This window comes from Archangium violaceum Cb vi76 (genome assembly GCF_000733295.1).
GTDB lineage: Bacteria > Myxococcota > Myxococcia > Myxococcales > Myxococcaceae > Archangium > Archangium violaceum.
Window position 1 is genome coordinate 18,865 of the sequence record NZ_JPMI01000409.1, and the last position, 26,511, is coordinate 45,375.

A 26,511-nucleotide genomic window follows, 5' to 3' on the forward strand; every position below is an offset into this window, starting at 1 on the left:
CCTGGCGTCCATTCCGCTTCACTCCGGGTGCTGTGTTCTTGACGGGGCGGCCCGTGCCAGCGACCGTGGCGGCGTGAGCGCGCCCTCCGTTCCGAGCGCGCCCGGTTCCGGCCAGGCGCCTTCTTCCAACTCCGACAGCTCCGGGTTGCCGGCCGATGATCGCCTGAGGCTGTTGCTCGAGCACATGTCCGAGGCCTTCCTGTCGTTGGATGGACGGGGGCGGGTGCTCGATTGCAACACGCGGGCGGTGGCCCTGTTCGGAGTGGCCGCCGAGCGGCTGCTCGGCCAGGAGCCGTGGGGGGCGGTGCCCGCGCTGGCGGGCAGGACGTTGCACGGGCGGTTGTTGACGGCGCTCGAGACGCGCCAGCCCGCGCGTTTCCTCGCCTCGCTGCCGCCGCGCTCCTGGGTGGAGGTGTCCGTCGTCCCCGTGCGCGACGAGCTGTGGGTGCTCGCCTCGGACATCACCCAGCGCGAGGAGGCCCAGGCCCTGGTGGAGGAGACGGAGAAGCGCTTCCGGCTGTTGGGCGAGCGTTTCCAGGTGGCGCTCGACTCCGCGCAGATGGCCGTCTGGGAGACGAACCTCGCCACCGGCCAGGTGTTCCGCTCGGAGGGGCATGACCGGCTCTACGGTTACCCCGAGCCGCTCAAGGAGTGGACCCACGAGAAGTTCCTCGCCTCGCTCCACCCGGAGGACCGGCCGGAGGTGGAGGCCCAGGTCACCGGCATCTTCCACAACGACGTGAAGTCCTATACGTCCACCTTCCGCACCCGCTGGCCGGATGGCACCTGGCACTGGCTCACCAGCCGCGCCACCGTGATGCGGGACACCCAGGGCCGGCCCATGGTGGTGCGCGGCGCCATGCTCGACATCACCACCCTGAAGCAGACGGAATTGGCGCTGCAGGAGGCGGTGCGCGTGCGCGAGGACTTCCTGTCGCTCGCCAGTCACGAGCTCAAGACGCCGCTCACCGGCCTGTTGCTGCAGATGCAGATGTTGCGGCGGCTGGAAACGGAGGCGGGCTCCACGCCGCTGGACTCCCAGAAGGTGCGGACGCGGCTGGAGGCCATCGACCGGCTGCTGCGGCGCTCGAGCCTGCTGGTGGACAACCTGCTGGACGTGGGACGCATGCGCCACGGCAAGCTGGACTTCCTCTTCTCCACGGGGGACCTGTCGGCGCTGGTGTCCGAGCTGGTGGAGCGCACCCGCGAGGAGGCCCGGCTGGCGGGCGTGTCCCTCACCGCGGACATCACCCCGGCGCTGGTGGGGCGCTTCGATCGGCTGCGGCTCGAGCAGGTGGTGCTCAACCTGCTGGCCAACGCCCTGCGCCACGGCGGGGGGCAGCCCATGGACGTGCGGCTGGAGCGGACCCCGGAGGGCGCGCGGCTGGTGGTGCGGGACGAGGGGCCCGGCATCCCCGAGGCCGATCGCGAGCGCATCTTCTCGCGCTTCGAGCAGGTGCGCGGCGTGGCGCGCGCCGGCGGCCTGGGACTCGGCCTCTTCATCGTGCGGCAGATCGTCGAGGGCCACCGCGGCCACGTGCACGTGGAGGCGGGGCCCGGCGGACGCGGCGCGGCCTTCGTGGTCGAACTCCCTCTGTAACAACTGCAACCCGGCTTCTCGTCCAGGGATTCCCCGTCGCTCCGCCGCTCGCACTGGGTGTGTCAGGAGTCCAGTCGAGCTGGAAAGTCAAGACGACACTGCCTGTTGAGTGGAGTGCGATCAGCCGTCCTTTCGAGTGGGCGGGTTGCTTTCGGCCCTTCAGAGCGTTTCTGATCTGTACCGGAGCTCCGGTCGTCTCACTCCAAGCCCCCAACGGAGGCAATCAACGCATGCAGCTCAACATCACCTTCCGCCAGTTCGGCTCGTCCGATGCCCTCAAGGAGTACGCGAAGGAGAAGGTCGAGCGGGTGAACAAGTACCTGGACAGGGCCGGTGAGGCCCACGTGGTGCTGTCGCTCGAGCGGCACCTGCACCACGCGGAGATCACCATCCACTCCGGCTCCTGGGTGCTGCGCGGCAGGGAGAAGAGCGAGGACATGTACGCGTCCATCGATCTCGCGATGGACAAGATCGAAGCGCAGCTGCGCAAGTACAAGGAGAAGATCAAGAACCACCACGGGCGCGAGCGCGTGCACCACCGCCAGGAGCTGGTGAACCAGCTCAAGGTGCGCCACAAGGTGTTCGAGCTGCCCGAGGAGTTCCAGGAGGAGGCCGTGCCGCCCGCTCCCGTGGCGCAGCCCGCTCCGAGCGCGCCGGCCACCGGGCAGCTCGCGCAGTCCACCACGCGCATCGTGCGCACCGCGGAGATCACCGTGAAGCCCATGGCGGTGGACGAGGCGGTGATGCAGATGAACCTGATGAACCAGGACTTCTACGTCTTCCAGCACGCCACCACGCACGAGGTCTGCGTGGTGTACCGGCGCAAGGAGGACGGGCAGTACGGCCTCATCGGCGTGCACGGCTCCGCGCCCACCGCGGGCTGAGTCCTAGCGTTTGCCGCGCTCCGAGCGGGCCGCCCGCCCGGGGCGCGGTGCGTCCAGTCCGTGACCGAAGGCGAGCCGGCTCAGTCCCACGGGGAGCCGGCCCGGTGTGCCGATCTCCCCGAAGAGGGCGGCGGCGGCGGCCTCGGTGGCGGCGGGCTGGTACGAGTAGATGGCCAGCACGGCCCGGGCCTCGTCGGCGTGCTCGGCGAGGTAGGGCAGGCCCATGGACACCACCAGCACCGGGCGACCCGTGGCGGCGGCCATGGTGACGAGCTCGAGCTGGCGGGAGTTGATGATTCCCACCACCACCACGTCCGAGCCGAGCGCCAGACGGCGGGCCTGCTGCCTCAGCACGGCCCGGCGTGCGGGAGAGGGCCACGTGGGGACGTGGAGCACCTGGGCGCCAGGGACGCGCTCGAGGATGGCCTCGCCCAGCGAGTGCTCCGGGGTGATGAGGCCCAGGCGCGTGCCGGGGGAGAGCGGGAAGTGCTTGCCGTCGGTGCGCAGCAGGGTGACGGCGGCGCGGGCGATGCGGTGGGCCACCTCGGCGTTCTCCGGAGCGGGTGGGGTGGCCAGGCGCTCCTCCAGCAGGGGCGGCGGCTCGAAGAGGCCGCGGCGCAGCTTGGAGGTGAGGATGCGGCGCACGGCGGCGTCCAGGCGGGCCCGGGGAAGCTCGCCGCTCCAGGCCGCCGTCATGAGGGCCTCGTACACCTCCGTCTTCTTCTCCGCGCGCCAGGGGACGAGCACCATGTCCGCGCCGGCCTTCACCGCCATCACCGCGGCGCGGCCCACGCCATAGCGCCGGGCGATGGCGTCCATCTCCAGCTCGTCGGTGAGCACCAGCCCGTCGAAGCCGAGCCGCTGGCGCAGCAGCCCGTCCAGCACCTGGGGGTGCACGGTGGCCGGCATGTCGTCGCCGGTGAGGCCGGGCACGGCCACGTGGGCCGTCATCAACCCGTCCAGCCCGTCCTGGATGACGGCGCGGAAGGGCTCCATCTGGGCGAGTACCTCCTCGCGGGTTTCGCGCATGATGGGCAGGGCGGTGTGGCTGTCCGCGTCGGTGGAGCCGTGGCCGGGGAAGTGCTTGGCCACGGTGACGAGTCCCGCGTCCTGCTGGCCGCGGACGAAGGCCCGCCCCAGCTCGGAGACGAGCGGCACCGAGTCGCCATAGGAGCGGATGCCGATGACGGGGTTGCGCGGGTTGAGGTTGACGTCCAGCACGGGCGCCAGGTTCATGTTGAAGCCCAGGCGCTTGAGGTCCTCGCCCTGGGCGAGCCCCGCGGCGTAGGCCAGCTCCGCCGAGCGGGTGGCTCCGAGCGCCATGTTGCCCGGCAGCACCACCACGTCGTCCTTCACCCGCACCACGTTGCCCCCCTCCTGGTCCAGCGCGAGGAAGGGGGGAATGCCGTCGGCCAGCAGCCGGAGTAGACCGTCGTTGAGGCGGGCCACCTGCTCGCCGCTGGCGATGTTGCGCCGGAAGAGGCACACCCCGCCCACCCGGCGGCCGCGCACCAGCGCCTCCACGGACTCGTCCACGGTGGTGCCACCAAAGCCCACCATCATCAACTGGCCCACCTTGTCCTCGAGGGACAGGCCCGCCAGGAGGTGCTCGGCGCGGGCCCGGCGCAGCTCGTCCGCCGAGGGTGGAGTGGGTGGAGGGGCCTGCTCGGCCTGGACGGGGGCCAGGGGCGCGGCGGCTTCGGGCAGGCTGGCGGTGGTGGCACAGGCCCCGAAGCAGAGGACGAGCGGGAGGAGGAGCGCGCGGAGGGGCCGGGGGAACACGGTGGGCCCGGAGCCTAGACGAGCCCTTCGCGCCCTCCATTTTCTGGCCAGAGAAGTCGCAGATACCCGTCGCGAGCGCTCCGTCCGGTGGGGCGGTGGTGCCCACGCGGTGGGTAGATGTCCATCAGTCGTGTGGGTGTGGGTGGGGTGTGACGGGGAGGCGTCGACCACTGCTCATCCAGCGAAGGGGGGCAAGATGGGTTCCCTGAAGTCCGGGAGGCCTGTTGTCCAGTCCATGCGGCGGAAGGCGGTGCGACTTGTCCACGCGTGTTGTCGGCGAGCTCTCCGCGGGGGCGCGGCTGCTTCTGGCCCTGGCGCTGGCCGTTCTCGTCGGCGGGTGCGCCACGGGCCCTCCTCGCGCGAGCCTGACGAGCGGCTTCGGTCTTCACTCGCGGCCCACTGCGTTCCGTGACGGTGCCGGATCCCGGTGGCCCGCTGTCCCTGGTGTGCCGGAAGAGACAGAGGGGTCCGCGGGCGGCTTTCCCGATCAGACGGAGGACTCCTTCCAGGTGGTGCAGGAGGCCAGTGGCCTCGGGGAGGAGGCCCGGCACCCTTCGGGCGCGGCGCTCTACGTGGAGCAGGCGCGCCAACTGCTGGGCCACCTGGCGAAGACGCCCGTGACGCAGCGGAGCCTTGCTCCGCGCCGGGCGCTGTCCTGGTTGCTGCGCGAGGTGCTCGCGGGCGGCGAGCGCGTGGACTACGCCGACTTGAAGTGGCGGGCCGAACGCTTCGGATTGCTGGTGCTGGTGCGTCCGGACGGCTACCTGGTGGCCGCGCTCGACGGCACGCCGCTTCAACGCCGGGGCCCTCTGAAGCTGGTGGAGGGGGAGTGGAGGGTGGGCCGCCTCGTGGTGGGCGCCTTCTACTTCTCGCACGGTGGTGTTTTCTATCCGGCCACCGAGGCCTTGCGGCGCGCGGACAGCTCACCCCTGGCGGAGCTGGGCCTGGGGAGGGACCCGCTCAACGCCGCGCTCGACGGAGCCCAGGACGCGCTGGCGGAGATGACGCTGGCGCTGGCGCACTCCGTGCTCCACCCCATCCGAACGCTGGAGGACCTGGGGCAACTGCCCGTCACGCTGGCGTACCTGATTGCCACCTCACCCGAGTACTTCGCGCGCTACGGGGCCATGTCGCGGGAGGACCAGATACGCGAGGCGGCGCGCTTGTCCACCCACCTGCTCATGTTGCTCGGAGGCGCGCGGGCCACGGTGGGACGCCTGGGCGGGCTGGGGGCGGAGCTGCCGGTGCTATCCGTCACAGCGGAGGGCGAGCTGGTGCTGGGCGGAGCCGTGGTGGCTGCGGGGACGACGGTCACGATGGGCCTGGACCTGAGCGCCTCCTCCATCCTCCACATGGCGGGCAGAAGCCGGGGAGCAAGCGGTGGCACGAGCGACAAAACGGAGAAGGACTCCAAGACAGCTCCGGAGCGGGAACCTGGTAGGTGGACGTACAAGAAGCCCACGACCGAGTCCAAGCGCTCCCTGGACTACCAGGAGCAGGTGACGGGGCGGCCCGCCTGGTGGGTGTACATGATGGGTGACCTGGAGTTCGACGGCATCAAGCTGGGGGAACTGCTGGAGGCCAAGGGTCCCGGCTACTGCTCCTTCTTCGAGACGGACGGCACACCCAAGCCCTGGTTCCATGCGTCTGGTGGGTTCACTCAGCTGATGGAGCAGGCCGAGAATCAGTCGAAGATGGCCCAAAGGTTGGGGAGGCCGCTGAGCTGGCATGTCGCCGATGCCAAGGTGGCGGAGTACCTCCGCGAACTCTTCAAGGGGAGAGGCTGGAAGAACATCAACGTCCAACATACGCGGCCCGTGCAGTAGAAAGGAGCACGCATGCAGGACAAGTACTACGTGGGTGCGTACTGGGGAGCGCGCCAGGAAACGGCGCTGGAGTGCGCGCGGCGCTTCGAGCTCCTCCTCCACATGTTGGCGCGGTGTGACCCGGCATTTGGCCAATGGTACCGGGCGGGTCGTGGCTTCCCCCGCGAGCTACCGGGCTGGCCCGTTCGCCCGGAGATGAAGGAGTTGGAGTCTCTCCTTCTCAAGGGCAAGCACCGCACGGACGCTGGCAGGAAGGTCATCGAGGAGATGGGCTTCAGCCAGATGGTGTGGAATGCCAAGAAGGAGGCCCTCATGATCCACTTCTCCTGTGGAGGATACTCGTGGGGAGGGCCCAATTCGTGCGTGCTCTCTCCTATCGGGAAGAGCGCGGTCTGGGAGCGATTGGTGCGCTCCCCCGTGCTGACCGAGGTGCTCACCAGCATGGCCACGGCGTGGGACCCCGACTTCGCCATGGCCAGTTCCTCGGACATGGTGGACCTCATGGAGAAGGGTGAGCTCGAGGTGCGGGTGGGCTGGCTGACGTATCTGTCGCGCCGTCTGGGCAGGCTGCCGCCGCTGCCCGCTCCGGTGCGCATCGAGCCGGTGGGGACGTTGGGCTGGCTCCTGGTCCTCTCCCCCGAGCCCATGACGGCGAGCAACCCCGAGCACGTGGCGCTCACCGCCCGAGTGCGCGAGCTGCTCGACCGGGCCGGTCTCATCCAGCGTCCCCAACCCAAGCCCGCTAGTGAGTGACACGGGCCCGGAGCCACACGGACGGTCATGCCTGTCGCTCCGGAGCGGCCCTACGGGAAGGTCACGTTGCCGAGCGTGATGAAACGCCCGTCGGTTCCCCAGAGTGTGAGCGTGCACGAGCCCTTGGCGCTCTCGGTCTTCGCATCCATCTCCACCATGATGCGGACGTTCATCTGCCCTGGGGAGATGGTGTCTGGCCGTAACATGGGAAGTGGTCTCAACTCTTCACCCTTCTCACACCTCAGCAATGCGTCCTTGAACGTCCAGGGCCTGGTGCCCTGATTGTGCAGCGCCATTTCCACGGCGATGCGGTGGTGGGCGCGGTAGGCCCAGATGCTCGAGGTGTGCAGCGCGTTACCAGGCTTTCGGTGGATGGCGGTGCTGATGTCATGAACCTTGACTCCCTGGTTCTGGTCCATCAGGCCCGAGAAGCGCAGTCCCCGGAGCCCTCCGGGCCCATCGAGCTCGGCCCGCAGTTGCGTTTTCTCCTCCTCGCACTGCTGAGCCGTGGCCTGTGCTTTTCGTTCCGCCAACTCGTAGAGCGCCACCGGGCGTGTGTGGCGGAGGACGTCTACCTGTCGTGCGGCGAGAGCCGGATGGACCATCACGAGGAAGCTGGCGCTCGCGGGGCCCGCTCCGTCAGCGAAGTAGACCGTCAAGCGCAGTGGCTTCTCGCCGAGCATGGCTTCGGAGGGCACGAAGGTGAGCCCTTGCGTGTCTTCCATGACGCGGTGGAATCGCTCACGTCCCTCCAGCTCCATCCGGAGCAATGTCGTATCGAACAGCAGCGTGGTGGTCAGCCCTGGAGTGGTGCACAAGACGGGAGTCTCGCTGGGCGGGGCCGCTGTCAATTCGATGCGCAGGTCTCCCATCTCGCAAGAGGCAGGCGGGGTGTTTTCAGCGGCACCGGCGTTTCCTGCGACGAGCGCCAGGAGCAGCAAGCCAGTACGGGACGTGGTTGGCACGGGAGTCGGGTTCCGGGGAGATGTGGGGGATGCGAACCGGAGGACTCAGTCGTCCTGCCTCACGCCGAATTCGATGAAGGTCCTCACCGTCGGGCGGGGCCCGACTTTGAATGTGTCGGTCCCGGCACCCGAGATGAGTTTCATTCCGGGGTTACCCTCCTGATAGAACTCGATGCAAACAGGAAAGCTCTCACCGTCCGCGCGATGGGCCTGGGTGAAGCGGCCGTAGAGCCGTTTCTCTCCGAAGAGCAGCCTTCCCGTCAGGATGGTGCCGACGGGCAGTTTCCCCAACGGCTCTTCCATTCGAACCTGGGTGGGACCCTCGTGCACGGTGACGGGCTCGTCGTATTCGTACCCGGGAAATTGGGTGACCACTCCATCCCCGACACTGATGCTCAGTGTCTTCCTCATGGTCTCGACGGAGCCGGGGGGGCACTTGTCGGGCTTGGGCGTGGGCCGCACCACCTGCTGTACGGGTGCTCCCGGGCACCCGGCGAGCATGACGGTACAGACACCGGCCAGGCACACCTCCTTGAGGTCGGGAACGCAGCGCCGCGTCTTGCGCTGCGGGCGGAGGGAGGAAGTGGCGTCGGGCTTCAGCTGGGACTGCTGCGTGGGGCTCATGGTGTTGGCGGATTCGGGCGCGGGGAGAGAGGACAAGGACGGGGCCGCGCCCACCACTGAAGATTCGGCAGACTTCCCGCCCGCCGCCACTGCCTGGAAAACACCGGCATGAGGGGTTGGGTCTCCTATCTCGGACCTGGAGGGTGGAGCGGACTCGGGGGTGTGCCTGCGTGTGGCGATGAGCCACGTCCCCACGGCGACCAACAGCATCAGCACCAGGACAGGCACCGCCCGCCGCAGCACCTCCAGCGCGAGGGTCCGCACGGGCACCACTCCCACCCCCGTGGGCAACAGGTGTGACAGCACACGCCGCCACACGTTCCGCTTCGCCATGGGGGCGGGCGGTGGCGTCGGGACGGCGGGGGGCGAGGGGGGCTCGGGCTGCGGCCGGGGTGCTGTCTTCACCAGGGGCACGTCCCAGCGCGAATCCCCCTCGGCTCCGGCGAGGACCGCCTCCAGCGCCGCGCCCACGGCCTCCATGTCCGCGAGGCGTGCTCCCGGGTCCTTCTCCAACAGGCGCATGCACACCCCGCTCAGCGCCGCCGGCACCTGGCCGTTGCGCTCGTGCGGCGCCACGGTCATCCCGTCGCGGATCTCCCTGATCATGTTCGGGTTGGTGAAGCGCGAGCCGAAGGGCAGCGCGCCCGTCAGCATCCAGTACAGCGAGACGCCCAGCGCCCACACCTCATCGGATACGTCTGCCCGGTAGAGCACTCCATCGCCGTAGTGCTCCCAGATGAACTCGCACGCCTCCGGGCTGAAGAACTCCCGTGTCCCCACCATCTGCCCTCGCCCTTCCACCGAGCTCAACCCCTCCAGGTGCGCCACGCCGAAGTCCACCAGGATGGGCTCTTCGTCCAACCCGCGCATGAGGATGTTGTCGGGCTTCACGTCCCGGTGTCTCACTCCGGCCGCGTGCACCGCCCCGAGCGCGCGTGCCACCTTCACGGTGTGCGTGGCGGCCCGCCGCGCCGACAGTCCATGCACCTGGGCATGGTCCTCCAGCGTCAGCCCTTCCACCCACTCCATGACGAGGTAGAGGAAGCCCTGCTCCGGGTCCGGCCAGCGGCCGTAACCCAGGATGCGCACCACGTTGGGGTGCTCCAGCCGCCGCAGGACATCGAGCTCGTGCTCGCCCCAGCAGGGGGCGGCCGGGCGGACCTGGAAGAACTTCAAGGCGAACCAACGTCCGGCGCATTCGGCCTTGAAGACATGGCCCTGGCCGCCCAGGCCCACCTGCTCCAGCACGAGGTAGGGGCCAACGCGATCACCGGGGACTGGGAGTCTGTTGAGGGGTGTTTGCACAGGGAGACTCGACCTCCGGGGTTCGGAGGCTAGCATGACCTGTCGCATCCCCTTCGCCATTCGGACGCGGGAGGACAGGGTCCCCGCCTGATTCGCCTACCGGGCAGATGGCGCGGGAATCCACCTGGATGAGGACAAGGCAGGCAGGCGACCCTTGCGCGAATCGAGGCTCAGGAGTAATTGCCCGCGTAGGCAGCGCCACCGCGGGAGCGCAAGCTTGCGAATCTCCGAGTTCCTCAGCCCAGAAGCCCTGATCGCGGACCTCCAGGCCCGCGACAAGCAGGCGGTGCTGCGCGAAATGAGCGCGGTGCTCTCCCGGGCCCATCCCTCCCTGAAGGAGGATCGCCTCGTGGAGGTGTTGCGCGAGCGCGAGAAGCTGGGCTCCACCGGCATCGGTGAGGGCGTGGCCATCCCCCACGGCAAGTTGCCCGGGCTCACCAACCTGGTGGCCGCCTTCGGGGTGTCGCGCCAGGGCGTGGACTTCGAGGCCATCGACGGCAAGCCCACCCACCTCTTCTTCGCCCTGGTGGCCCCGGAAAACAGTGCCGGTGTCCACCTCAAGGCACTGGCGCGCATCTCGCGCCTCTTCAAGAATCCCCGCTTCCGCGCCTCCATCCTCGACGCCACCTCGGCCGCGGACATCCACGCGTTGATCGTCCAGGAGGACGCCCGGCCCTGACGCCGGGTCTCCGGACCGCTCAGCGCGGGCCTGGCGCCGCCGCGCTCCCCGGGCTCTCCAGGAGGATGGTGACGGGGCCGTCGTTGACGAGCGCCACCTTCATGTCCGCCGCGAAGACGCCCGTGCCCACCGTGAGGCCGCGGGCGCGCAGCACCTCGCAGACGCGCTCGTAGAGGGCCTTGGCGCCCGCCGGCGCCATGGCGTCGATGAAGCTGGGCCGCCGGCCCTTGCGCGCATCCCCGTAGAGGGTGAACTGGCTGACGACGATGAGCTGCCGGGAGGTGTCCTCCAGGGACAGGTTCATCTTGCCCGCGGCGTCCTCGAAGATGCGCAGCGTGGCGAGCTTCTCCGCCATCCACGCCACGTCCGCCTCGGTGTCGCCCTTGCCCACCCCGAGCAGCACGAGCAGCCCGGGGCCCACCTGGCTGACGCGCTCGCCGTTGACGGTGACGGAGGCCTCGAGGACGCGCTGGACCACTGCCTTCATGTCGTGCTCACGGGAGGGGGGCGGGGCTGGCTGCCTGGCTGGCGGGGGAACGATCGGACCGCCGCGAACGTACCCACGGTGGACCCCCCAGGCAAATCCGCCTGCCCCCCGGTGCGGACATTCCATGCGCACCCTGATGACCTCACCGGAGGGGGTGACATAAGATGCACGGCCGATGACTGTTCAGCGACCCTGTCGCACCTGTGGGGGGGCCCTTCCGGATGGTGCGACGCAATGCCCTCGTGACGGAACACCCGTGGCGTCCCCTCTGGACGAGAAGTCCGTGAGGCGGGCAGCGCCCCTCGTGCCGCTGGACGAGCGTTTTCCCTCATCGGACGAGCCGGAGGCGGAGTGGGAATCCACCGTCCGCAGGGACGACGTCCTGGTGGGCCAGCAGATTGGCGAGTACCTGGTGCGCCGGCGCATTGGCAGCGGCGGCATGGGCGTCGTCTACGAGGGCGAGCACCCGGTCATCGGCCGCAAGGTCGCCATCAAGATCATCCGCCCGGACTCCTCCGAGGGCATTCGCTCGAGAGACCTGGTCAGCGAGGCCCGTGCGGTGAGCGCCATCCGCCACCGCGGCATCATCGACATCTTCGGTTTCGGCACGCTGCCGGGTATCGGCCAGTACCTGGTGATGGAGTTCCTCAACGGCCGGCCGCTGGATGAAGTCATCCTGGACCGGGCGCCGATGCCGCCCTCCGAGGCCATCCGGCTCATCATCGAGGTGCTCGGTGCGCTCTCGGCGGCGCACGCCGTGGGCGTCATCCACCGCGACCTCAAGCCGGGCAACATCTTCGTGGTGCTGGAGTCCAACGGCACGGAGTACGTGAAGGTGCTCGACTTCGGGCTCGCCAAGCAGGGCGCCACGCCCAACGGCCCCACGCCGCAGACGCGCGCGAGCATGATCGTCGGCACCCCGGAGTACATGGCGCCGGAGCAGGCGTGTGGCCAGCCGGTGAGCCCGCGCACGGACCTGTACGCGGTGGGCATCATCCTGTTCGAGATGCTCACCGGTCGGCTGCCCTTCCGGGGCGACTCGCCCATGCACGTGGCCATCCAGCAGGTGCAGGCCCAGCCGCCCGCGCCGGCCTCGCTGGTGGACGGGTTGCCTCCGGAACTGGATGCGCTCGTCCTGCGGTTGCTGGCCAAGGAGCCCGAACAGCGGCCCGCCTCGGCCGAGGCGGTGGCGCGCGAGCTGAAGACGATCGCCAAGGCGTTGGCCGTGGACATGACGCAACTGTCCGGCTTCGCCCGGGCGGTGCCCGAGCCGACTCCCGCCCCACGTCCCGCGCCCCGGCAGGAGGCCCCCGTGGTGCCTCCGCGAGCCGCGCGCACGCCGACCCCGCCGGCCGGCGAGACGGTGGAGGCTCCGAAGGTCATCACCCACTCCCGCCCGGCCGCGCCTCCGCCCGAGGCCGAGGCAACGGCGGTGGAACGGCCCGGTGCCCGCCCCGCCCCCATCGCTCGCCCGCAGGCGGCACGTCCCCAGGCGCGTCCGCAGGCCGCCGCTCCTCGTCCTCCTCCGCCCACCACCGATGTGATTCCGGTCCAGGCGGCCCCCGATACGGCGGAGATTGCTTCCGTTGGCTCCAGGTCCCTCCTGAAGCCGTTGCTGGGCGTGGGCCTGGCGGCGGTCCTCATTGGGGCGGGTGTGGGGGTGGTCATGCAGAAGGGCGACGGCGATCCGGTCGTCCCGGATGCGCCCGCGACGTCCGTCACGAAGGCGCCGGTGGCCGTGAAGGACCCGCCGCCCCCGCCCACTCAACCGGAGGCCCAGCCCCCACCCAAGGTCGAGCCGCCCGCTCAGCCCGAGACGCCGCCCACCGCGCAGGCCGTGGCTACGGCCTCGGAGCCGGGGTCCCAGAAGACGGAGCCGAATTCCGCGCAGGAAAATGCGACTTCTGTCGGGAAGCCCCGTTCTCTCTCGATGGAAGTGGGCACCCTGAAGATCGTCTCGCGGTGCTTCCACGAGGTGTACGTCGATTTAATGCCCTATGGAGACACCAGGTCCGTGAAGAAACCCATCCCCTTGCCTCCTGGCGTGCACGAGATCGATCTGATCAACAACTCCGCCCTCAAGGACCACTCCGAGAAGATCGTCATCAAAGCGGGCGAGTCGCTCACGATCACCGATCCGTGCACGCGCTCGAGGTAGGGAGTTTCAGACGCGCTTTGCTTCCTGGATCCACCATCACCATGTCCCTGCGCGCGCTCTTGCTGCTGCTGTGGCTCGTTCCCATGTCCGCGTGGGCGGCGAAGATACCGGGCATCCGGCTCTACGAGCGGGGCGAGTACGCCAAGGCGAGCCGCTCCCTGAAGGCGGAGCTCAAGAACCCTCGGCGCTCCGAGGAGGATCGCGCTCGTGCGCGCGTCTACCTCGCCGCCTCGCTGCTGGCGCTCAAGAAGACGAATGAGGCGCGCCAGCAGCTCGAGGCGTTGGCCCTGACCACCCCGGAGCCGCAGGTGGATCCCGCTCTCTTTCCTCCCGAACTGGTGGAGATGGAGAAGCAGGTGCGCGGCAGGTTGGGGGTCGAGCGGTTGCCGCCGGAGCCTGACCCCTCCGAGCGTGATCGGCTCGCCGCCCAGGAGGCCGATCGGCTCAGGCGGGAGCAGGAGGAGGCCGAGCGGCGCAGGCGGGAGCAGGAGGCGGCGGCCCGGAACCAGCAGGCGCAGGTGGGGCCTGTGGACGAGCCCCAGGTCCCGGCGCCTGCCGAGCCCGTGTCCACCTTCCGGTTGCGTCCGGAGCTCACCGGTTATGGCGATGTGGGGGCGGCCCTGTCCGGTGGCCAGCTCGCCATGGGGGGCGCGTTGGGCCTCACCATCGGAGGCGGGCCGCTGGAGGCCACGGTGCGGACGCTGGCGGGCGGGGAGCGTTGGGCCTGGGAGCTGGAGGCGGGCTATCTCTTCGGCACCGGAGCCTTCCAGCCGCGGGTGGCCCTGCGGGGAACCCTGTTCCCCAAGGTCGGAGCAACCGCCGAGAATCCCGATGGCGACGCCCGCTTTGGAATCGGCGCGGCGGTCGGTGGGCGGCTGGCGCTCTCCCGCCAGGTCTCCCTGCTGATGGACGTGGGGGGCGAGGTCCTCCTCGACGCGCCCAGTCCGTACAATGCCACCCTGATCGTGATCTCCGCTGGCGTGGGCTACAACCTGTTCTAGGCGTCTGCTGTTCGCCGCCGCCCGCTCCCTGGAAGCCGAAGGGTGGCCCTGGGCTGGTGGCGGGAGCATGTCGCACGCGGCCGTGAGAACAACGGGCCCGCACGGGCCTCCATGCACCTTTTCGGGAGGGCTTCGATGTCACGTCGTGTATCGGGGGCACTGGCCGCGGCTGGTGTCGTCCTCGTGTCCTGGGTGGCGTTGAGCCAGCCCGGTTTCTCCGGCTCTCCTGCCAGCTCCAGGCCGGCCGGCAGCGTCCTGTCGTCCTCCTCCTTCCGGTGGGGCATCACCCCGGTTCCGGCCGGCTCCAGAGGGCACTTCGTGCTGCGGCACCGGAGCGCCCATGCCCTCTTCACCGACACGGGCCTGACGCTGAGCCTGTCTTCGGGCGAGCAGCGGTTGCGCGAGCTGGGCTGGGGAGTGGCCGGCGCGCGTGCGGTGGCGCCCCAGGCCGAAAAGCCCTGGGAGGCGAAGCTCAACCGCTTCGAGGGGCCACGGGAGTCCTGGGTCCGGGACGTGCCCACCTATGGAGGCCTGCGCTACCCCGGCGTGCTGCCGGGGGTGGACCTGTGGGTGGAGGAGCACGCCAGAGGGCTGGAGTACGGCTTCCGCGCCGAGCGCGGAGAGCTGCTGCGCCGGGTGCGGCTGGAGTACGCCGGAGTGGAGGCGGTGCGGGTGGTGGAGGAGGGACGCGGGCTGGAGGTGGAGCTGGGCAGTGGGGTGCTGCGTGAGCGGGGCCTGAAGTGCGCACAGGAGGCCGCGGACGGCGTCCAGTACGAGGTGGGCTGCCGGTTCGCGGATGCGCGGCGGGTGGGAGGGGATCGCTGGGAGTACGCCATCGAGGTGGACGTGGCGGATCCCATGAGCCCCGTGGTGGTGGACCCGGTCATCCTCTGGAACGACTACTTCGGAGTCGAGGCGGACGACTCGTTCGGGGACATGGTCCGCGGTGACGGGGGAGTGCTCTTCGTCACCGGCACCCTCGCCCATGGAGTGGCCTCCGACGCTCCCCGAGCCCAGGGAGTGCCGGGCGGAATGAGCGTGGTCGTCGCCCGGCTCCATGCGGATGGTGGCCTGGACCACTGGACGGTCTTCGGGGGCGCGAATGACGACATGGGCAATGCCATCGCGCTCGGAGACAAGAAGCTGTACGTCGCGGGTGTGACCGGCTCGGCCGCCTTCGGTATTCCCGCCAACCATGGTGCGGAGGACACAGAGGATGGCTTCGTTGCCCAGCTCGATCCCTCGTCGCTGGACCTCGAGTGGATCTACCTGGTGGGGACGAATGCGGGAGATGAGCTCATTCACGATCTCGCCGTGGGACCCGATGGGGGCCTCTTCATCGTTGGAACCACCAACTCGTCCAATTTCCCCAAGGAGACGCCCCCGGCCACCGCCCGGGGTTGGGATGCCTTCATCACGCGGCTCACGCCCGGTACCGAGGCGGGCCCCAACGCCGCCCGCGAGGACTGGTCCACGGTGTTCCGGGGACGCAATCAGGACATCGCCTATGCGGTCACCGTGGATGAACGCGACCAGGTGTATGTGACGGGCAGGACGGAGTCGCCGGATCTGTTCTCGTCACCCTCGCTCCCCCACAGTGATGGCGGGGCGGACGCCTTCATCGTGAAGCTGAAACCGGACGGGAAGGGGGAGTTCTCCATGTTCATCGGTGGGCAGGGCAACGAGGAGGGGCGTGCACTCGTCTTCCAGCCGTCCTCCAACGCCCTGCTCGTCGCGGGGACGTACGGGTCGATGACGTTCCCGGGGGGCCCCATCTCCACTCCCAGCGCGACGACCAAGGCCTTCGTCATGGGCCTCGAGCGGGACACGTTTGTCCTGAAGAGCTCGAGCGTTCTGCGGAACACCAGCGGCGATGACGAGGCGCGGGCCATCACGCTCGTCAACAACGCCATCTATCTGGGCGGAGTGACGCGCTCGCGTGACTTCCCCGTGAATGGTGGTTTCGACACGGTCTTCGGCGACGGAGGGACGGAGGGGTTCGTGGCCAGGGTCGTCCTCGGGGAGGAGGTTCCGCAGTGGTCGTCGTGGGTGGGCGGCAACAAAGAGGATGCGGTCCTCGCGCTGCAGGGTGATCCTCAGGGGCGCCTCTTCATCGGAGGCACCACCAGCTCGAACGACCTCGTCCTCAATACCGAGGTGGCCCCGTTCAAGAGCCACAATGGGGGGAACGACCTGTTCGTGATGCAGGTGGACCCGGCTCTTCAGGATGGCGGAGTGCCGCAGGATGGCGGAGTGCCGGAGGACGGCGGAGTGCCGCAGGATGGCGGAATGCAGCCACCAGACAAGGAGCCGGAGCAGCCGGACACGGAGCCAGTGAAGTCCGCGCTGGGTTGGTCCTGTGGCTCCTCGAGCACGGGAGGGGCGCCGGTGACCTTCGCGCTCGGCACGCTCGCCGGGCTGTGGCTGTTCGCCTCGCGGCGCCGAACGCATGTCTGTCCGAAGCGCTCATAGCTGCGCCGTGGTGGGTTCCTGGCGCTGGACGGACGAGCGTTGAGGCGGTCCGTCAGCTGGTTCGTCGTTTTCTGGAGAGGGGGCCGTGTGTCTCGTCGATTGTTTGGTGCGGTGGCCATGGCCGGAGCCATCCTCGTGTCGTGGGTGGCGGTGAGCCAGCCCGCTTCCCATGCGGTTCCAGCCCCGGTGCCACTCGGGCCCGCCCGATTGCTGAGCAATGCCCTCCGGCCGGGCATCATCCCGGCGCCCGAGGGAGCCCCGGGGCCCTACCTGCTCCAGCGGGGGCGTGTCAGTGCCCTCTTTCGCGAAACGGGCATGGCGCTGCGTCTGCCCTCCCAGACCCGGCCGGTGCGGGAGCTGGAGTGGCGTGTGGCTGGCGCGCGTGCGGTGCGGCCCCAGGCGGAGAAGCCGCGTGAGGCGCCGTTCTTCCAGCGGGCTGCGCCCGAGGTGTCCTCCTATGGCGGCCTGCGCTACCCGGGGGTCCGGCCGGGTGTGGACCTGTGGTTCGAGGAGCGTGCCGAGGGTGTGGAGTACGGCTTCCGCGCCGAGCGCGGGGCGGACTTGCGGCGGGTGGAACTGGAGTACGAGGGCGCGCGCGCGGTGCGGGTGGTGGACGAAGGGCGGGCGCTGGAGGTGGATCTGGAGGAGGGGGTGCTGCGCGAGGAGGGCTTGTGGTGCGCTCAGGAGTCGCCGGGTGGCGTCTCGCGAGAGGTGGAGTGCCGCTTCACGGACGCGCGCCAGGTGGGGCGGGAGCGCTGGGCCTATGTCATCGAGGTGGACGTGGAGGAACCGGAGCGCCCGGTGGTGGTGGATCCGGTCATCCAATGGAACACCTATCTCGGTGGCTCCCTGGCCGATGACTTCGGTGGCATGGTCGTCACCGACGCGGGGATGGTTCTCGTCGCCGGTACGGTCGAGATCGATCCGAGCCTGCTGGCCTGCAATTGCATCGATGGGTTGGAGATCGAAGGCAAGGGCGTAATCGTCGCCGGGTTCCACGAGGGGGGTGGGTTCGCGGGCTGGCGCATCCTGAATGGCTCGGGGGTGGACGTCGGCCGGTCCATCACGCTTGGCAAGGACGGCATGGTGTACGTCGCGGGTGAGACCACGTCGAAGTCCTTCGGGACGTTCCCCAGCAACAAGGGCGCGGGACTGGGAGACGGGTTCGTTGCCCAGTTGGATGTGTCGAATCCGGCGGCCTGGCGGTTCCGGTGGATCTACCTCGTGGGCTCGCCGAGCGGGAATGAGGCCATCCACGCCATCTCCACCGGGGCCGATGGCGGCCTCTTCGTCGTGGGGGAGACCACCTCCCAGGACTTTCCCGGAGCGCCCGATGCCTCCACGGATGGGGGCAGGGACGCCTTCGTGACCAGGCTCCACCCCGCGACCGCCCCGGATGGCTCCGTCGCGACCACGCTGGAGTGGTCCACCCTGGGGCGAGGGACCCACGACGACGTCCTCTACGCGGTCACGGTGGATGAAGGGGGCAGGGTCTACGTCACGGGCAGGTCGGCCTCGCCCGGTCTGCTCCCGGGTGCCCTTCGGACCCATGCGGGGCCCGCGGGCACGGATGATGTCCTCGTCGCGAGGTTGAACCCGGCGACGGGCGGGGTCGACAGGAGTCTCTACCTGGGTGGGTTGGGCAACGACGAGGGACGCGCGCTCGCCCTCAAGGGGGCCGGCGATGCCAACCTCTTCGTGGCCGGTACGACCCGCTCGGCGGGCTTCCCGCTGCAGACGGGCTCCGCCGCCGTGTCCGATGCCTTCGTGGTGACGCTCGACAGGGACTCCTTCGCGCTGAAGGCGGTGCGTGTCGTCGGCGGCTCCATGGCCGATGACGAGGGCCTGGCCCTGGCTGTTGATCGAAGCCCCGCGGCCGCCGGAAGGGACATCGTCTACCTGGGAGGGAAGACCGCCTCGCCGGGTGATTTCCCGCTCGAGCAGCCCTTCGACAGGAATTACGGCGGGTCGACCGAGGGGTTCGTGGCCCGGTTGGAGGTCGATGCGGGCGCTCCGCTGTCGTGGTCCTCGTTGGTGGGAGGTGGGGGAGAGGACGTGGTGCTCGCCTTGAACAGTGAGCGCCCGGGGCGCCTCTTCCTGGGTGGCACCACCAGCTCCGATGACCTGGTTCCCCTGGGGACTCCTGGCTACTCCAAGACGCCGAAAGGAGGGACGGAGTTGTTCCTCATGTCCGTGGAGCAGGATGCCTCCACGCCGGAGCCGGGGACGGATGCGGGTGTGGACGCGGGGACGGATGCGGGCGTGGACGCGGGGGTGGACGCGGGAACGGATGTCGGTGTGGACGCGGGGACGGATGGAGGCATGTCCGTGCCCACATCTCCCCTGGGTTGGTCCTGTGGTGTCAGTGGACGCAGCGGTGGGCCGGGGGCACTCGCGTTCGGAACGCTCGCCGGTCTGGCGCTGCTTGCTCGTCGCCGGAAGCGGGAGGCCCATCATGGATGAGGGGTCCGGTTCAGGCGTGGGGTCTCGCTCGGTGGATGACCTGGTTCGCTTTTTCTGAAGAGGGGGCTGTCGTGTCTCGTCGTCTATTCGGTGCGGTGGCTGCTGCCGGAATCATCCTCGTGTCGTGGGGGGCGGTGAGCCAGCCCAGGTCTTCCAGTGCGCCGGCCGTGGACAAGCCGGCCAATCTGATGGCGCCCGTCTTCCGGCCGGGCATCGCTCCGGCGCCCAAGGGATCGGCGGGGAAGTTCGAGCTGCGGCACCTGCGCTCCCGGGCTCTTTTCACCGACAGGGGCGTGGAGCTGAGCCTACCGTCGCGGACCCAGCAGTCCCGTACCCTGGGCTGGAGTGTGGCGGGGGGACGCGCGGTGTCGCCCCAGGCGGAGAAGCCGCGGGAGGCGAAGCTCCATCGGCTGACGGGGCCGAGGAAATCCTGGGAGCGGGAGGTTCCCACCTACGAGGGGTTGCGCTACCCGGGTGTGCTGCCTGGAGTGGACCTGTGGTTCGAGGAGCGTGCCGAGGGCGTGGAGTACGGCTTTCGAGCCGAGCGCGGGGCGGACTTGCGGCGGGTGACGCTGGAATACGCCGGCGCGCGGGAGGTACGGGTGGTGGAGCAGGGACGCGCGCTGGAGGTGGACCTGGGCGAGGGCGTGCTGCGTGAGCAGGGGCTGCACTGCGCTCAGGAGTGGGCGGACGGGATGTTGAAGCCGGTGGGCTGCCGGTTCACGGATGCGCGCCCGGTGGGGCCGGAGCGGTGGGCCTACGCCATCGAGGTGGACGTGGAGGACCCGGAGCGCCCGGTGGTGGTGGATCCGCTCGTGCTCTGGAACACCTATTTCGGCGGTCCTGGTTACGCGGATGCGGTCGAGGCCATCCAGCAGAACAACGTGGGGCACACCTTCATCGTGGGCACTCTCGGCGGCAGCCCAGTGCTCCCGCCGCCAGGGGGGCAACCCATTGGTCATCTGGGCGGGCAGTCCGATGTGCTCATCGCCAGGTTCCAGGCGGATGGCGGGATTGTCTGGTGGACCCTGCTCGGCGACTCGGGCGAGGACCTCGCCAGCGAGTTGCTCATCGGTGAATCAGGTGAGTTGTACGTCGCGGGCTTGACCACGTCACCGGCCATCGAGTGGACGCTGTCCGACGGCGGTACAGCGGTCAGCCGTCATGATGGGGGAGGGGGGCCTGATGACTTCAGTGATGGCTTCGTGGCCCGGCTCGATTCCTCTGGAAAAAAGCTCGACTGGTTCAGACGGGTTGACTGGGGTGGTGATGACGACGAGATCTCCGACCTGATCCGGGGCCCGGACGGACGGTTGTTGGTCTCCGGGCAAACTGCCAACAGGGTGCCTCTCGAGGACGGCGGCTCGACCGTCGACCAGTACGACGCCCTGATTTCCCGAATCGATCCTCTCCAGGGCACGATGGACTGGACCCTGCGCCTCAAGGGCCCCAGGGATGGATCGGCGGATGAGACCATAACGCGCCTCGCTCCCAGGGACGACAGTTCCGTCTACGCCGTCGGCTCCTACAGCGATCTTCCTGGAGCCGTCACGAATGCCATTGTCACCCTGGTCTCCGGAGTCAACGGGAGCAGCCCCGAGGAAGGTCCGCGCGTCATCATGGCAGGGGACAGGAACGAGTATGGGATCGCGTTGACCCCGCTCGATGGCGGGGTTGCCGATGGCGGGGTTGGAACTCAGGTGCTGGTGTGGGGCTATACGACCTCGACCAACTTCCCGGAATTCGGCGCGGTCAAGGGGGAGAGCGACATCTTTGTCTCCGTGGTCCGGGATGACGGGAGCAGGCTGGAGTTGGGGAACACGACGCTTCTCGGAGGCTCGAAGAAAGATGAGCTCCGCACCGTGACGACCGACTCCGCTGGACGCGTCTATCTGGGCGGACTCACGGATTCGCCCGACCTGAACGCGGATGGAGGCTTCGACACCTCCCTGAACATGGACTCATTCAACCACGATGGTTTCGTGGCGAGGGTGCGGCTCGAGCCGAAGCCCGAGATCGAGTGGGCTTCCTATGTGGGCGGGAACGGAAAGGATGAGGTCTTCGCGCTGCAGGTGGACAACCAGAACCCGGACCGCCTCTTCATCGGAGGCTCCACGACCTCGTCCGATCTCCAGTACTCCGACGCTGGCTTCGACCCGACCGTGAATGGGGTCGGGGCGGACGCATACAGCATGTTCCTGTTTGCCGTGGATACGAGTGCTACACCGACAGGGCCAGGACCCGGGCCCGGATCGGGGGAGGACCCGGACGAGCAACAGGACCCCCTGTCCGCGCTGGGCTGGTCCTGTGGCGCCAGTGTCACCAGCGGGGGACCGGGAGCCCTCGCGCTGGGCGTACTCGCCGGGCTGGCGTTGCTCGTCTCGCGCCGGAGGCCGCGCGCCTGACGGATGCCGGGGGCGGCCTCCGGGCACGCTCTTCACGAAGTTGTCCAACAGTTGGACAAGTTCATACGGTTCGTCACCGGGCGGGTGGCCGTGGGCATTAACCTCCTCCAGCGCGGAGGAGGCAGGCACATGGAGAAGGTGACGGGCACGGCGTTGGTGACGGGGGGCAACCGGGGAATCGGACTCGAGGTCTGCCGGCAACTGGGGCGGCTCGGCATGCGGGTGCTGCTCACGGCCCGGGACATCGCCGAGGGCGCCAAGGCCACCGCGGCCCTGCACGCCGAGGGGCTCGATGTCGTCTTCGAGCCGCTCAACGTCACCTCCCCGGAGAGCCTCGACAAGCTGGTGGACCGGCTCGAGCGCCAGGGCACCCGGCTCGCGGCGCTCGTCAACAACGCGGGCATCGCCATGGAGGGCTTCGACGCGAACGTCGCCGAGCGGACCGTCGCCGTGAACTTCCTCGGCCCGCTGCACGTCACCGAGCGCCTCCTGCCCCTCCTGGAGGAGCACGCCCGCATCGTCATGGTGTCCAGCGGGGTGGGCGAGCTGGAGGGCCTGTCCCCCGCGCTCCGCCAGCGCTTCGACCCGCCCCCGCCGAAGGCGGACCTGGTCTCGCTGGTGCGGTCCTTCGTCGAGGACGTGCGCGGCGGCCAGTACGCGCAGAAGGGGTGGCCGGGCTCGGCCTACCGCGTCTCGAAGGTGGGGCTCAACGCGCTGACCCGCCTGCTCGCCGAGGAGCTGAAGCCGCGTCACCTCCTCGTGAACGCCGTCTGCCCGGGCTGGGTGAAGACGCGCATGGGGGGCGCGCACGCCCCCAAGGGGGTGGAGGAGGGCGCGGATTCAATCGTATGGGCCGCAACGCTTCCCCCGGACGGTCCCTCGGGCGGGTTCTTCCGCAACCGCCGATCCATCCCCTGGTAGTCAGAAGCCCTCGAGCGTCTCCGTCCCTGGACAGGCCTGTCGGAGGCCCTCTTACTCCCCCCGAACGCCGCCGCCATGTCGGCACGGGTGGGTAGGCTCCTCCCTCGGGGAACCCGCCTGGCCGCCTGCTCGTTTTCTCTCGTGAAGAGAACACTGGTCCACAGATGGGGCAACGCTTTGCCGCCTGGTGGAAGGCCGGGCGCCCACGAGGGCAGTTCCGGTGACGTGTCTCCCTTGCCGCCCCCCAGTCCGCCTCCCATAATGGCCCTCACTTTTCCCGGAGAGCACGTGCAGGTCCACCGAGCCAGAATCCTCTTGGCCGTGACGGTCGCCATTTTCGTCACGCTTCCGCGTGCGGGTGCCGCCGCGCCGGACGACAAGAAGCGCGCGGAGCGCGAGGCGCTCAAGGCCTCGTTGATGCAGGTGCTCCAGCGCGAGCCCCTCAACGCCAGCCGCGTGGCCGTCCACATGATGAGCCTCGATGACGGCAGCGTGGTGTTCAGCCACAACGCCGACGAGCTGCTCAACCCCGCCTCCAACGTGAAGCTGGTCACCTCGGCGGCGGCCCTCAGCACGCTGGGGCCCGAGTACCGCTACGAGACCGAGTTCCTCGTGGAGGCCGAGTCCGATGGCATCAAGGCCAAGACGCTCTACGTGCGCGGCAAGGGGGACCCCTCCGTCACCACCGAGCGCCTCTACGGCATCGTGGGCGAGCTCTTCCACACCGGCCTGCGCGAGGTGCAGGAAGTCATCGTGGATGACTCGTGGTTCGACGCCGAGCGCACGCCGCCGGGCTTCGATCAGGAGGACTCGGACCGGGCCTACATGGCGCCCACGGGGGCGCTGAGCCTCAACTGGAACGCGGTGGGCGTGTACCTGCGCCCCGGTGACGCCCTGGGCGCCAAGGGCGTGGTGGAGGTCGAGCCGCAGAGCGACTTCTTCGTGGTGGAGAACGCGCTGACCACCGGCAATGCCCGGGCGCGCCGCTTCTCGGTGGCCTCGGACGCCGCGGGGGCGCAGCAGAAGATTGTCGTGCGGGGCCAGGTGCCGCTCGGCGGCTCCTACATGAGCGTGTACAAGAAGATCGACAACCCGCCCATGTACTTCGGCCAGACGCTCAAGCAGATGCTGAACGCGCGGGGCGTGAAGGTGAAGGGCAAGGTGAAGCCGGGCCTCACGCCGTCCAAGGCGAAGCTGGTGTACGTGGCCCAGTCGGAGACGTTCGATCTCATCCTCAAGCGGCTCAACAAGCTCTCCAGCAACTTCGTGGCCGAGACGCTCCTCAAGACGATGGGGGCCGAGGCGCGGGGCGCGCCGGGCAGCTTCGCCAAGGGCATCGACGTGGTGGAGGACTTCCTCGCGCGCGAGGTGGGCATCCCCCGCGGCACCTACGTGATGAAGAACGGCAGCGGCCTCAACGACGCCAACCGCTTCTCCGCCGTGCAGTTGGATCGGATCCTCCGCCACATGTACGAGCGCTTCCCGCTGGCGCCCGAGTACCTGTCCTCGCTGGGCATCGCCGGCAAGGACGGCACGCTGAGGTACCGCTTCGACGGGACGGAGGCGGTGGGCCGGCTGCGCGCGAAGACGGGCACGCTGGAGAACGTGTCGGCGCTGAGCGGCTACGTGCAGGCGGCCGGTGGGGAGAAGTTCATCTTCTCCATGATGGTGAATGACTACCCGGGCCGCTCGGGCCCCGTGGTGCGCGGGCTGGACGCGCTGGGCGCGGGCCTGGCCTCGGTGGGCTCCACGCTGGGCCCCGGGCGCGCGGTGGCGGAGCTGGCCGGCGGCGAGCAGTCCAGCAGCCCCCAGGCGGAGGTGGTCAGCCGGGTGAAGACGTACCTGGCGCTGGGCAGCCAGCGGGACTCGCGCAACATCGGCTTCCTGCGCACGGCGTGGCGCAGCGAGAGAGACCCCGCGGTGCGGGCGGTGGTGGCCGAGAGCCTCTACCAGTCCAACCCGCAGGACTACCTCGGGGTGCGCACGCTGCTGGACAGCTACTCGGCGGGCTCGGACGTGTACGGCCGGCTGCGCTCGGTGGCGCGGGAGCTGTCGGTGGACGTGCCGGGCCTGGGCAGCATGGTGGAGCTGGCGGCCAACGGCAACGCGGAGGCGCTCTCGCGCGTCATCGAGCTGGCCTCGGCCGCGTCGGGTGACACCACCTCCGAGACGGAGATGGCCGAGGGCCTGGGCGCGGTGGCGCGCACGGCGCCCGAGGAGCTGGTGCTGGCGCTCAAGGGGGCCGCGGTGAAGGATCGCGAGCTGGCCACCACGCTGCTGGCGCGCGGGCTGGTGCTGGCCGGCGAGGCGGAGCACCCCTTCTGGAAGGCGCTGAAGAAGAGCCTGGGCTCCACGGACACGAAGCTGGCGGAGTTCGCCCGCGGATTGGACGGAGCGCTGTCGCGCAAGGTGGCCGAGGAGAAGGCCCCCAAGCCGTTGGTGCCCACGCAGGTGGTGGCTCCGGCCTCCGCCGTCCAGGTGGGCCCGGGGGCCGTCGAGCGCACCGCCGACACCCGTCCGGGCGGGTGAGTCCAGCCCCTGGACGCTCGGCCGCCCCTCGTCCCAGCAGCGGACAGATGACCGGGTGAATCCCTGTTCAGGTGGGGACTCGACCGGTATGCTATAGGGCGAGTCCGGTGGTGGGTGTTGGGCCCCCACCCGACGCAATGTGACCGGTCCGTGGTGGACCGGTCCTCGTGGAAAGGCAAGGCATCATGGCTGGAGGAGTCAACAAGGTCATCCTCATCGGCAACCTCGGCGCGGATCCGGAGGTGCGTTTCACCCCGGGCGGCCAGGCGGTCGCCAACTTCCGCATCGCCACCAGCGACACCTGGACGGACAAGAACGGCCAGAAGCAGGAGCGCACGGAGTGGCACCGCATCGTCGTGTGGGGGAAGCTCGCGGAGCTCTGCGGCGAGTACCTGAAGAAGGGCCGTCAGTGCTACGTCGAGGGCCGCCTGCAGACGCGGGAGTGGACCGACAAGGAGAATCGGAAGAACTACACCACCGAGGTGGTGGCCAACGCGGTGACGTTCCTCGGCGGCCGTGACGGCGCTGGAGCGGGCTCGGGCGGTGGTGGCGGGGGGGGGGGCCGCGGCGGGGGTTACTCGCAGCGTGGCGGTGGCCAGCAGCAGGGCGGTTACGACGACTACGGTGCGCCCCCCATGGGCATGGACGAGGGTGGCGGCGGCGGTGGCGGCGGCAACGGCGGGGACGACGACATCCCGTTCTAGGGCCGAGCGCCCCGGCGCATGGAAGTGAAACGGCCGCTCCCGGGAGACCGGGGCGGCCGTTCGTCTTACCGGAGCCCGGCGCGCGGGCTCCCGGGGGTGCCAGGCGTCGGGCGGGAGACTAGTGGTCCGACACCACGCCACGCTCCTGCATGATGCGCGCGCGCTCCTGCATGACCTGCTCGGTGCCACCGGCCTTGTAGAGCGCGAAGAGGGCGCCCCAGCCGATGCTGAGCAGCACGAGGAAGATGACGATGGACCAGGGCTCGAAGCGGCGCATGGAGCGCTCGGAGGCCAGCAGGCCCCAGCCCATGGCGAAGCCCTGGAGGCCATTGGCCAGGTGGTACGCCGTGCCCAGCACGCCCAGCACGTAGACGCCGATGGTGGGCGGGTGCCAGTGCATCTCGTAGGCGATGGCGGCGAAGGGCTCCGCGCCGCCGTAGATGAGGCGGGGCTGGAGGAAGGCCAGCCACACGTGGGCGCCGATGAAGAAGAGCACGCCCATGCCGGCCACGCGCTGAACGAGGTACTTGACGTTGCCGTAGTAGGGGTAGGCGAGGTTGTTCGGCTTGAAGCTGAACATGCGCACCAGGCCCCAGCCGGTGTGGAAGAGCAGCGGCAGCATCACGATGAGGAACGTGAAGGCCTGCGCGTACGGGTTCTTGTACTCCGTCACCGCGCTCTGCCAGGCCGCGCCCCCGTAGAAGGCGGCGAGGTTGTCCCACAGGTGGTTCACCACCCAGATGCTCAGCGGCACCACGGCGAGGAACGAGCCCAGGCGGGACTGGAGGAGCGGTGTCTTCTGGGAAAGGTCGGTAGCGGTGGCGGCGTGCGTGCTCATCGATACTCCGGACATCGCGCGGTTGGGGGCCGCAGGAGAGACAGTCGGACGGACAGGGGGTTATAGCCCGTCCCACGCGCGGGTAGGACTTTCTGCCATCAGATGGGCCAGCCGG

Annotated in this window: 18 protein-coding genes; 13 read left to right on the plus strand and 5 right to left on the minus strand. The window is 69.3% G+C overall.

The window, feature by feature from the left end:
* Nucleotides 1–73: 73 nt before the first annotated feature.
* Nucleotides 74–1,600 (plus strand): sensor histidine kinase, encoded by a 1,527-nt coding sequence (locus Q664_RS49450; RefSeq protein WP_043413908.1) that lies wholly within the window; start codon nt 74–76, stop codon nt 1,598–1,600.
* Between the two features lie 230 nt (nt 1,601–1,830).
* Nucleotides 1,831–2,484 carry a ribosome hibernation-promoting factor, HPF/YfiA family gene (gene hpf, locus Q664_RS49455; RefSeq protein ID WP_043413912.1) on the plus strand — a complete coding sequence of 218 codons (654 nt, stop codon included), beginning with the start codon at nt 1,831–1,833 and terminating at the stop codon, nt 2,482–2,484.
* Nucleotides 2,485–2,487: 3 nt separating this feature from the next.
* Here the strand turns inward: hpf and Q664_RS49460 are convergent, their stop codons facing one another.
* On the minus strand, nt 2,488–4,266 hold the full coding sequence (locus Q664_RS49460; protein ID WP_052519685.1) for a glycoside hydrolase family 3 protein: 1,779 nt from the start codon (nt 4,264–4,266) through the stop codon (nt 2,488–2,490).
* 446 nt (nt 4,267–4,712) lie between these two features.
* On the opposite strand from Q664_RS49460, the gene Q664_RS53850 reads away from it, so the two are divergent.
* Nucleotides 4,713–6,092 carry a Tox-REase-5 domain-containing protein gene (locus tag Q664_RS53850; RefSeq protein WP_052519686.1) on the plus strand — a complete coding sequence of 460 codons (1,380 nt, stop codon included), beginning with the start codon at nt 4,713–4,715 and terminating at the stop codon, nt 6,090–6,092.
* A 12-nt stretch (nt 6,093–6,104) separates the two neighbouring features.
* Nucleotides 6,105–6,845, plus strand: a complete 741-nt coding sequence (locus tag Q664_RS54310) for an Imm52 family immunity protein (protein ID WP_043413914.1) — start codon at nt 6,105–6,107, stop codon at nt 6,843–6,845.
* 50 nt (nt 6,846–6,895) lie between these two features.
* Here Q664_RS54310 and Q664_RS49475 read toward each other — a convergent pair whose 3' ends face one another.
* Both Q664_RS49475 and Q664_RS49480 read right to left on the minus strand, forming a co-directional pair.
* Nucleotides 6,896–7,810 (minus strand): DUF2381 family protein, encoded by a 915-nt coding sequence (locus Q664_RS49475; protein ID WP_084610989.1) that lies wholly within the window; start codon nt 7,808–7,810, stop codon nt 6,896–6,898.
* 45 nt (nt 7,811–7,855) lie between these two features.
* The gene (locus Q664_RS49480; RefSeq protein WP_160174675.1) at nt 7,856–9,739 is read right to left on the minus strand and encodes a serine/threonine protein kinase; all 1,884 of its coding nucleotides are present in this window, start codon (nt 9,737–9,739) and stop codon (nt 7,856–7,858) included.
* A 217-nt stretch (nt 9,740–9,956) separates the two neighbouring features.
* On the opposite strand from Q664_RS49480, the gene Q664_RS49485 reads away from it, so the two are divergent.
* Complete coding sequence (locus tag Q664_RS49485; RefSeq protein WP_043413920.1) at nt 9,957–10,418, plus strand: PTS sugar transporter subunit IIA; 462 nt, start codon at nt 9,957–9,959, stop codon at nt 10,416–10,418.
* A gap of 19 nt (nt 10,419–10,437) precedes the next feature.
* Here the strand turns inward: Q664_RS49485 and dtd are convergent, their stop codons facing one another.
* On the minus strand, nt 10,438–10,905 hold the full coding sequence (gene dtd, locus Q664_RS49490; RefSeq protein ID WP_043413923.1) for a D-aminoacyl-tRNA deacylase: 468 nt from the start codon (nt 10,903–10,905) through the stop codon (nt 10,438–10,440).
* Nucleotides 10,906–11,161: 256 nt separating this feature from the next.
* Between dtd and Q664_RS49495 the strand changes: the two genes are divergently transcribed.
* From Q664_RS49495 to Q664_RS49530, 8 genes are all read left to right on the plus strand, one after another.
* Nucleotides 11,162–13,063 (plus strand): serine/threonine-protein kinase, encoded by a 1,902-nt coding sequence (locus Q664_RS49495; RefSeq protein WP_052519688.1) that lies wholly within the window; start codon nt 11,162–11,164, stop codon nt 13,061–13,063.
* 41 nt (nt 13,064–13,104) lie between these two features.
* The gene (locus Q664_RS59830; RefSeq protein ID WP_043413925.1) at nt 13,105–14,064 is read left to right on the plus strand and encodes a tetratricopeptide repeat protein; all 960 of its coding nucleotides are present in this window, start codon (nt 13,105–13,107) and stop codon (nt 14,062–14,064) included.
* Nucleotides 14,065–14,199: 135 nt separating this feature from the next.
* Nucleotides 14,200–16,536 carry a DUF7948 domain-containing protein gene (locus tag Q664_RS49505; RefSeq protein ID WP_152622819.1) on the plus strand — a complete coding sequence of 779 codons (2,337 nt, stop codon included), beginning with the start codon at nt 14,200–14,202 and terminating at the stop codon, nt 16,534–16,536.
* Between the two features lie 87 nt (nt 16,537–16,623).
* Nucleotides 16,624–18,999, plus strand: a complete 2,376-nt coding sequence (locus Q664_RS49510; RefSeq protein ID WP_152622820.1) for a DUF7948 domain-containing protein — start codon at nt 16,624–16,626, stop codon at nt 18,997–18,999.
* Nucleotides 19,000–19,070: 71 nt separating this feature from the next.
* Nucleotides 19,071–21,404: a DUF7948 domain-containing protein gene (locus Q664_RS49515; RefSeq protein ID WP_152622821.1), complete on the plus strand. Its 2,334-nt coding sequence runs from the start codon at nt 19,071–19,073 to the stop codon at nt 21,402–21,404.
* 129 nt (nt 21,405–21,533) lie between these two features.
* The gene (locus Q664_RS49520) at nt 21,534–22,325 is read left to right on the plus strand and encodes an SDR family oxidoreductase (protein ID WP_043413934.1); all 792 of its coding nucleotides are present in this window, start codon (nt 21,534–21,536) and stop codon (nt 22,323–22,325) included.
* A 288-nt stretch (nt 22,326–22,613) separates the two neighbouring features.
* Nucleotides 22,614–24,854, plus strand: coding sequence for a D-alanyl-D-alanine carboxypeptidase/D-alanyl-D-alanine endopeptidase (dacB, locus tag Q664_RS49525; RefSeq protein WP_043413936.1), 2,241 nt, complete (start codon nt 22,614–22,616; stop codon nt 24,852–24,854).
* Between the two features lie 185 nt (nt 24,855–25,039).
* Nucleotides 25,040–25,558, plus strand: coding sequence for a single-stranded DNA-binding protein (locus tag Q664_RS49530; protein ID WP_043413941.1), 519 nt, complete (start codon nt 25,040–25,042; stop codon nt 25,556–25,558).
* A gap of 118 nt (nt 25,559–25,676) precedes the next feature.
* Here the strand turns inward: Q664_RS49530 and Q664_RS49535 are convergent, their stop codons facing one another.
* A complete protein-coding gene (locus Q664_RS49535; RefSeq protein ID WP_043413943.1) occupies nt 25,677–26,396 on the minus strand; it encodes a succinate dehydrogenase/fumarate reductase transmembrane subunit in 720 nt (239 codons plus the stop codon).
* Between the last annotated feature and the right edge of the window lie 115 nt (nt 26,397–26,511).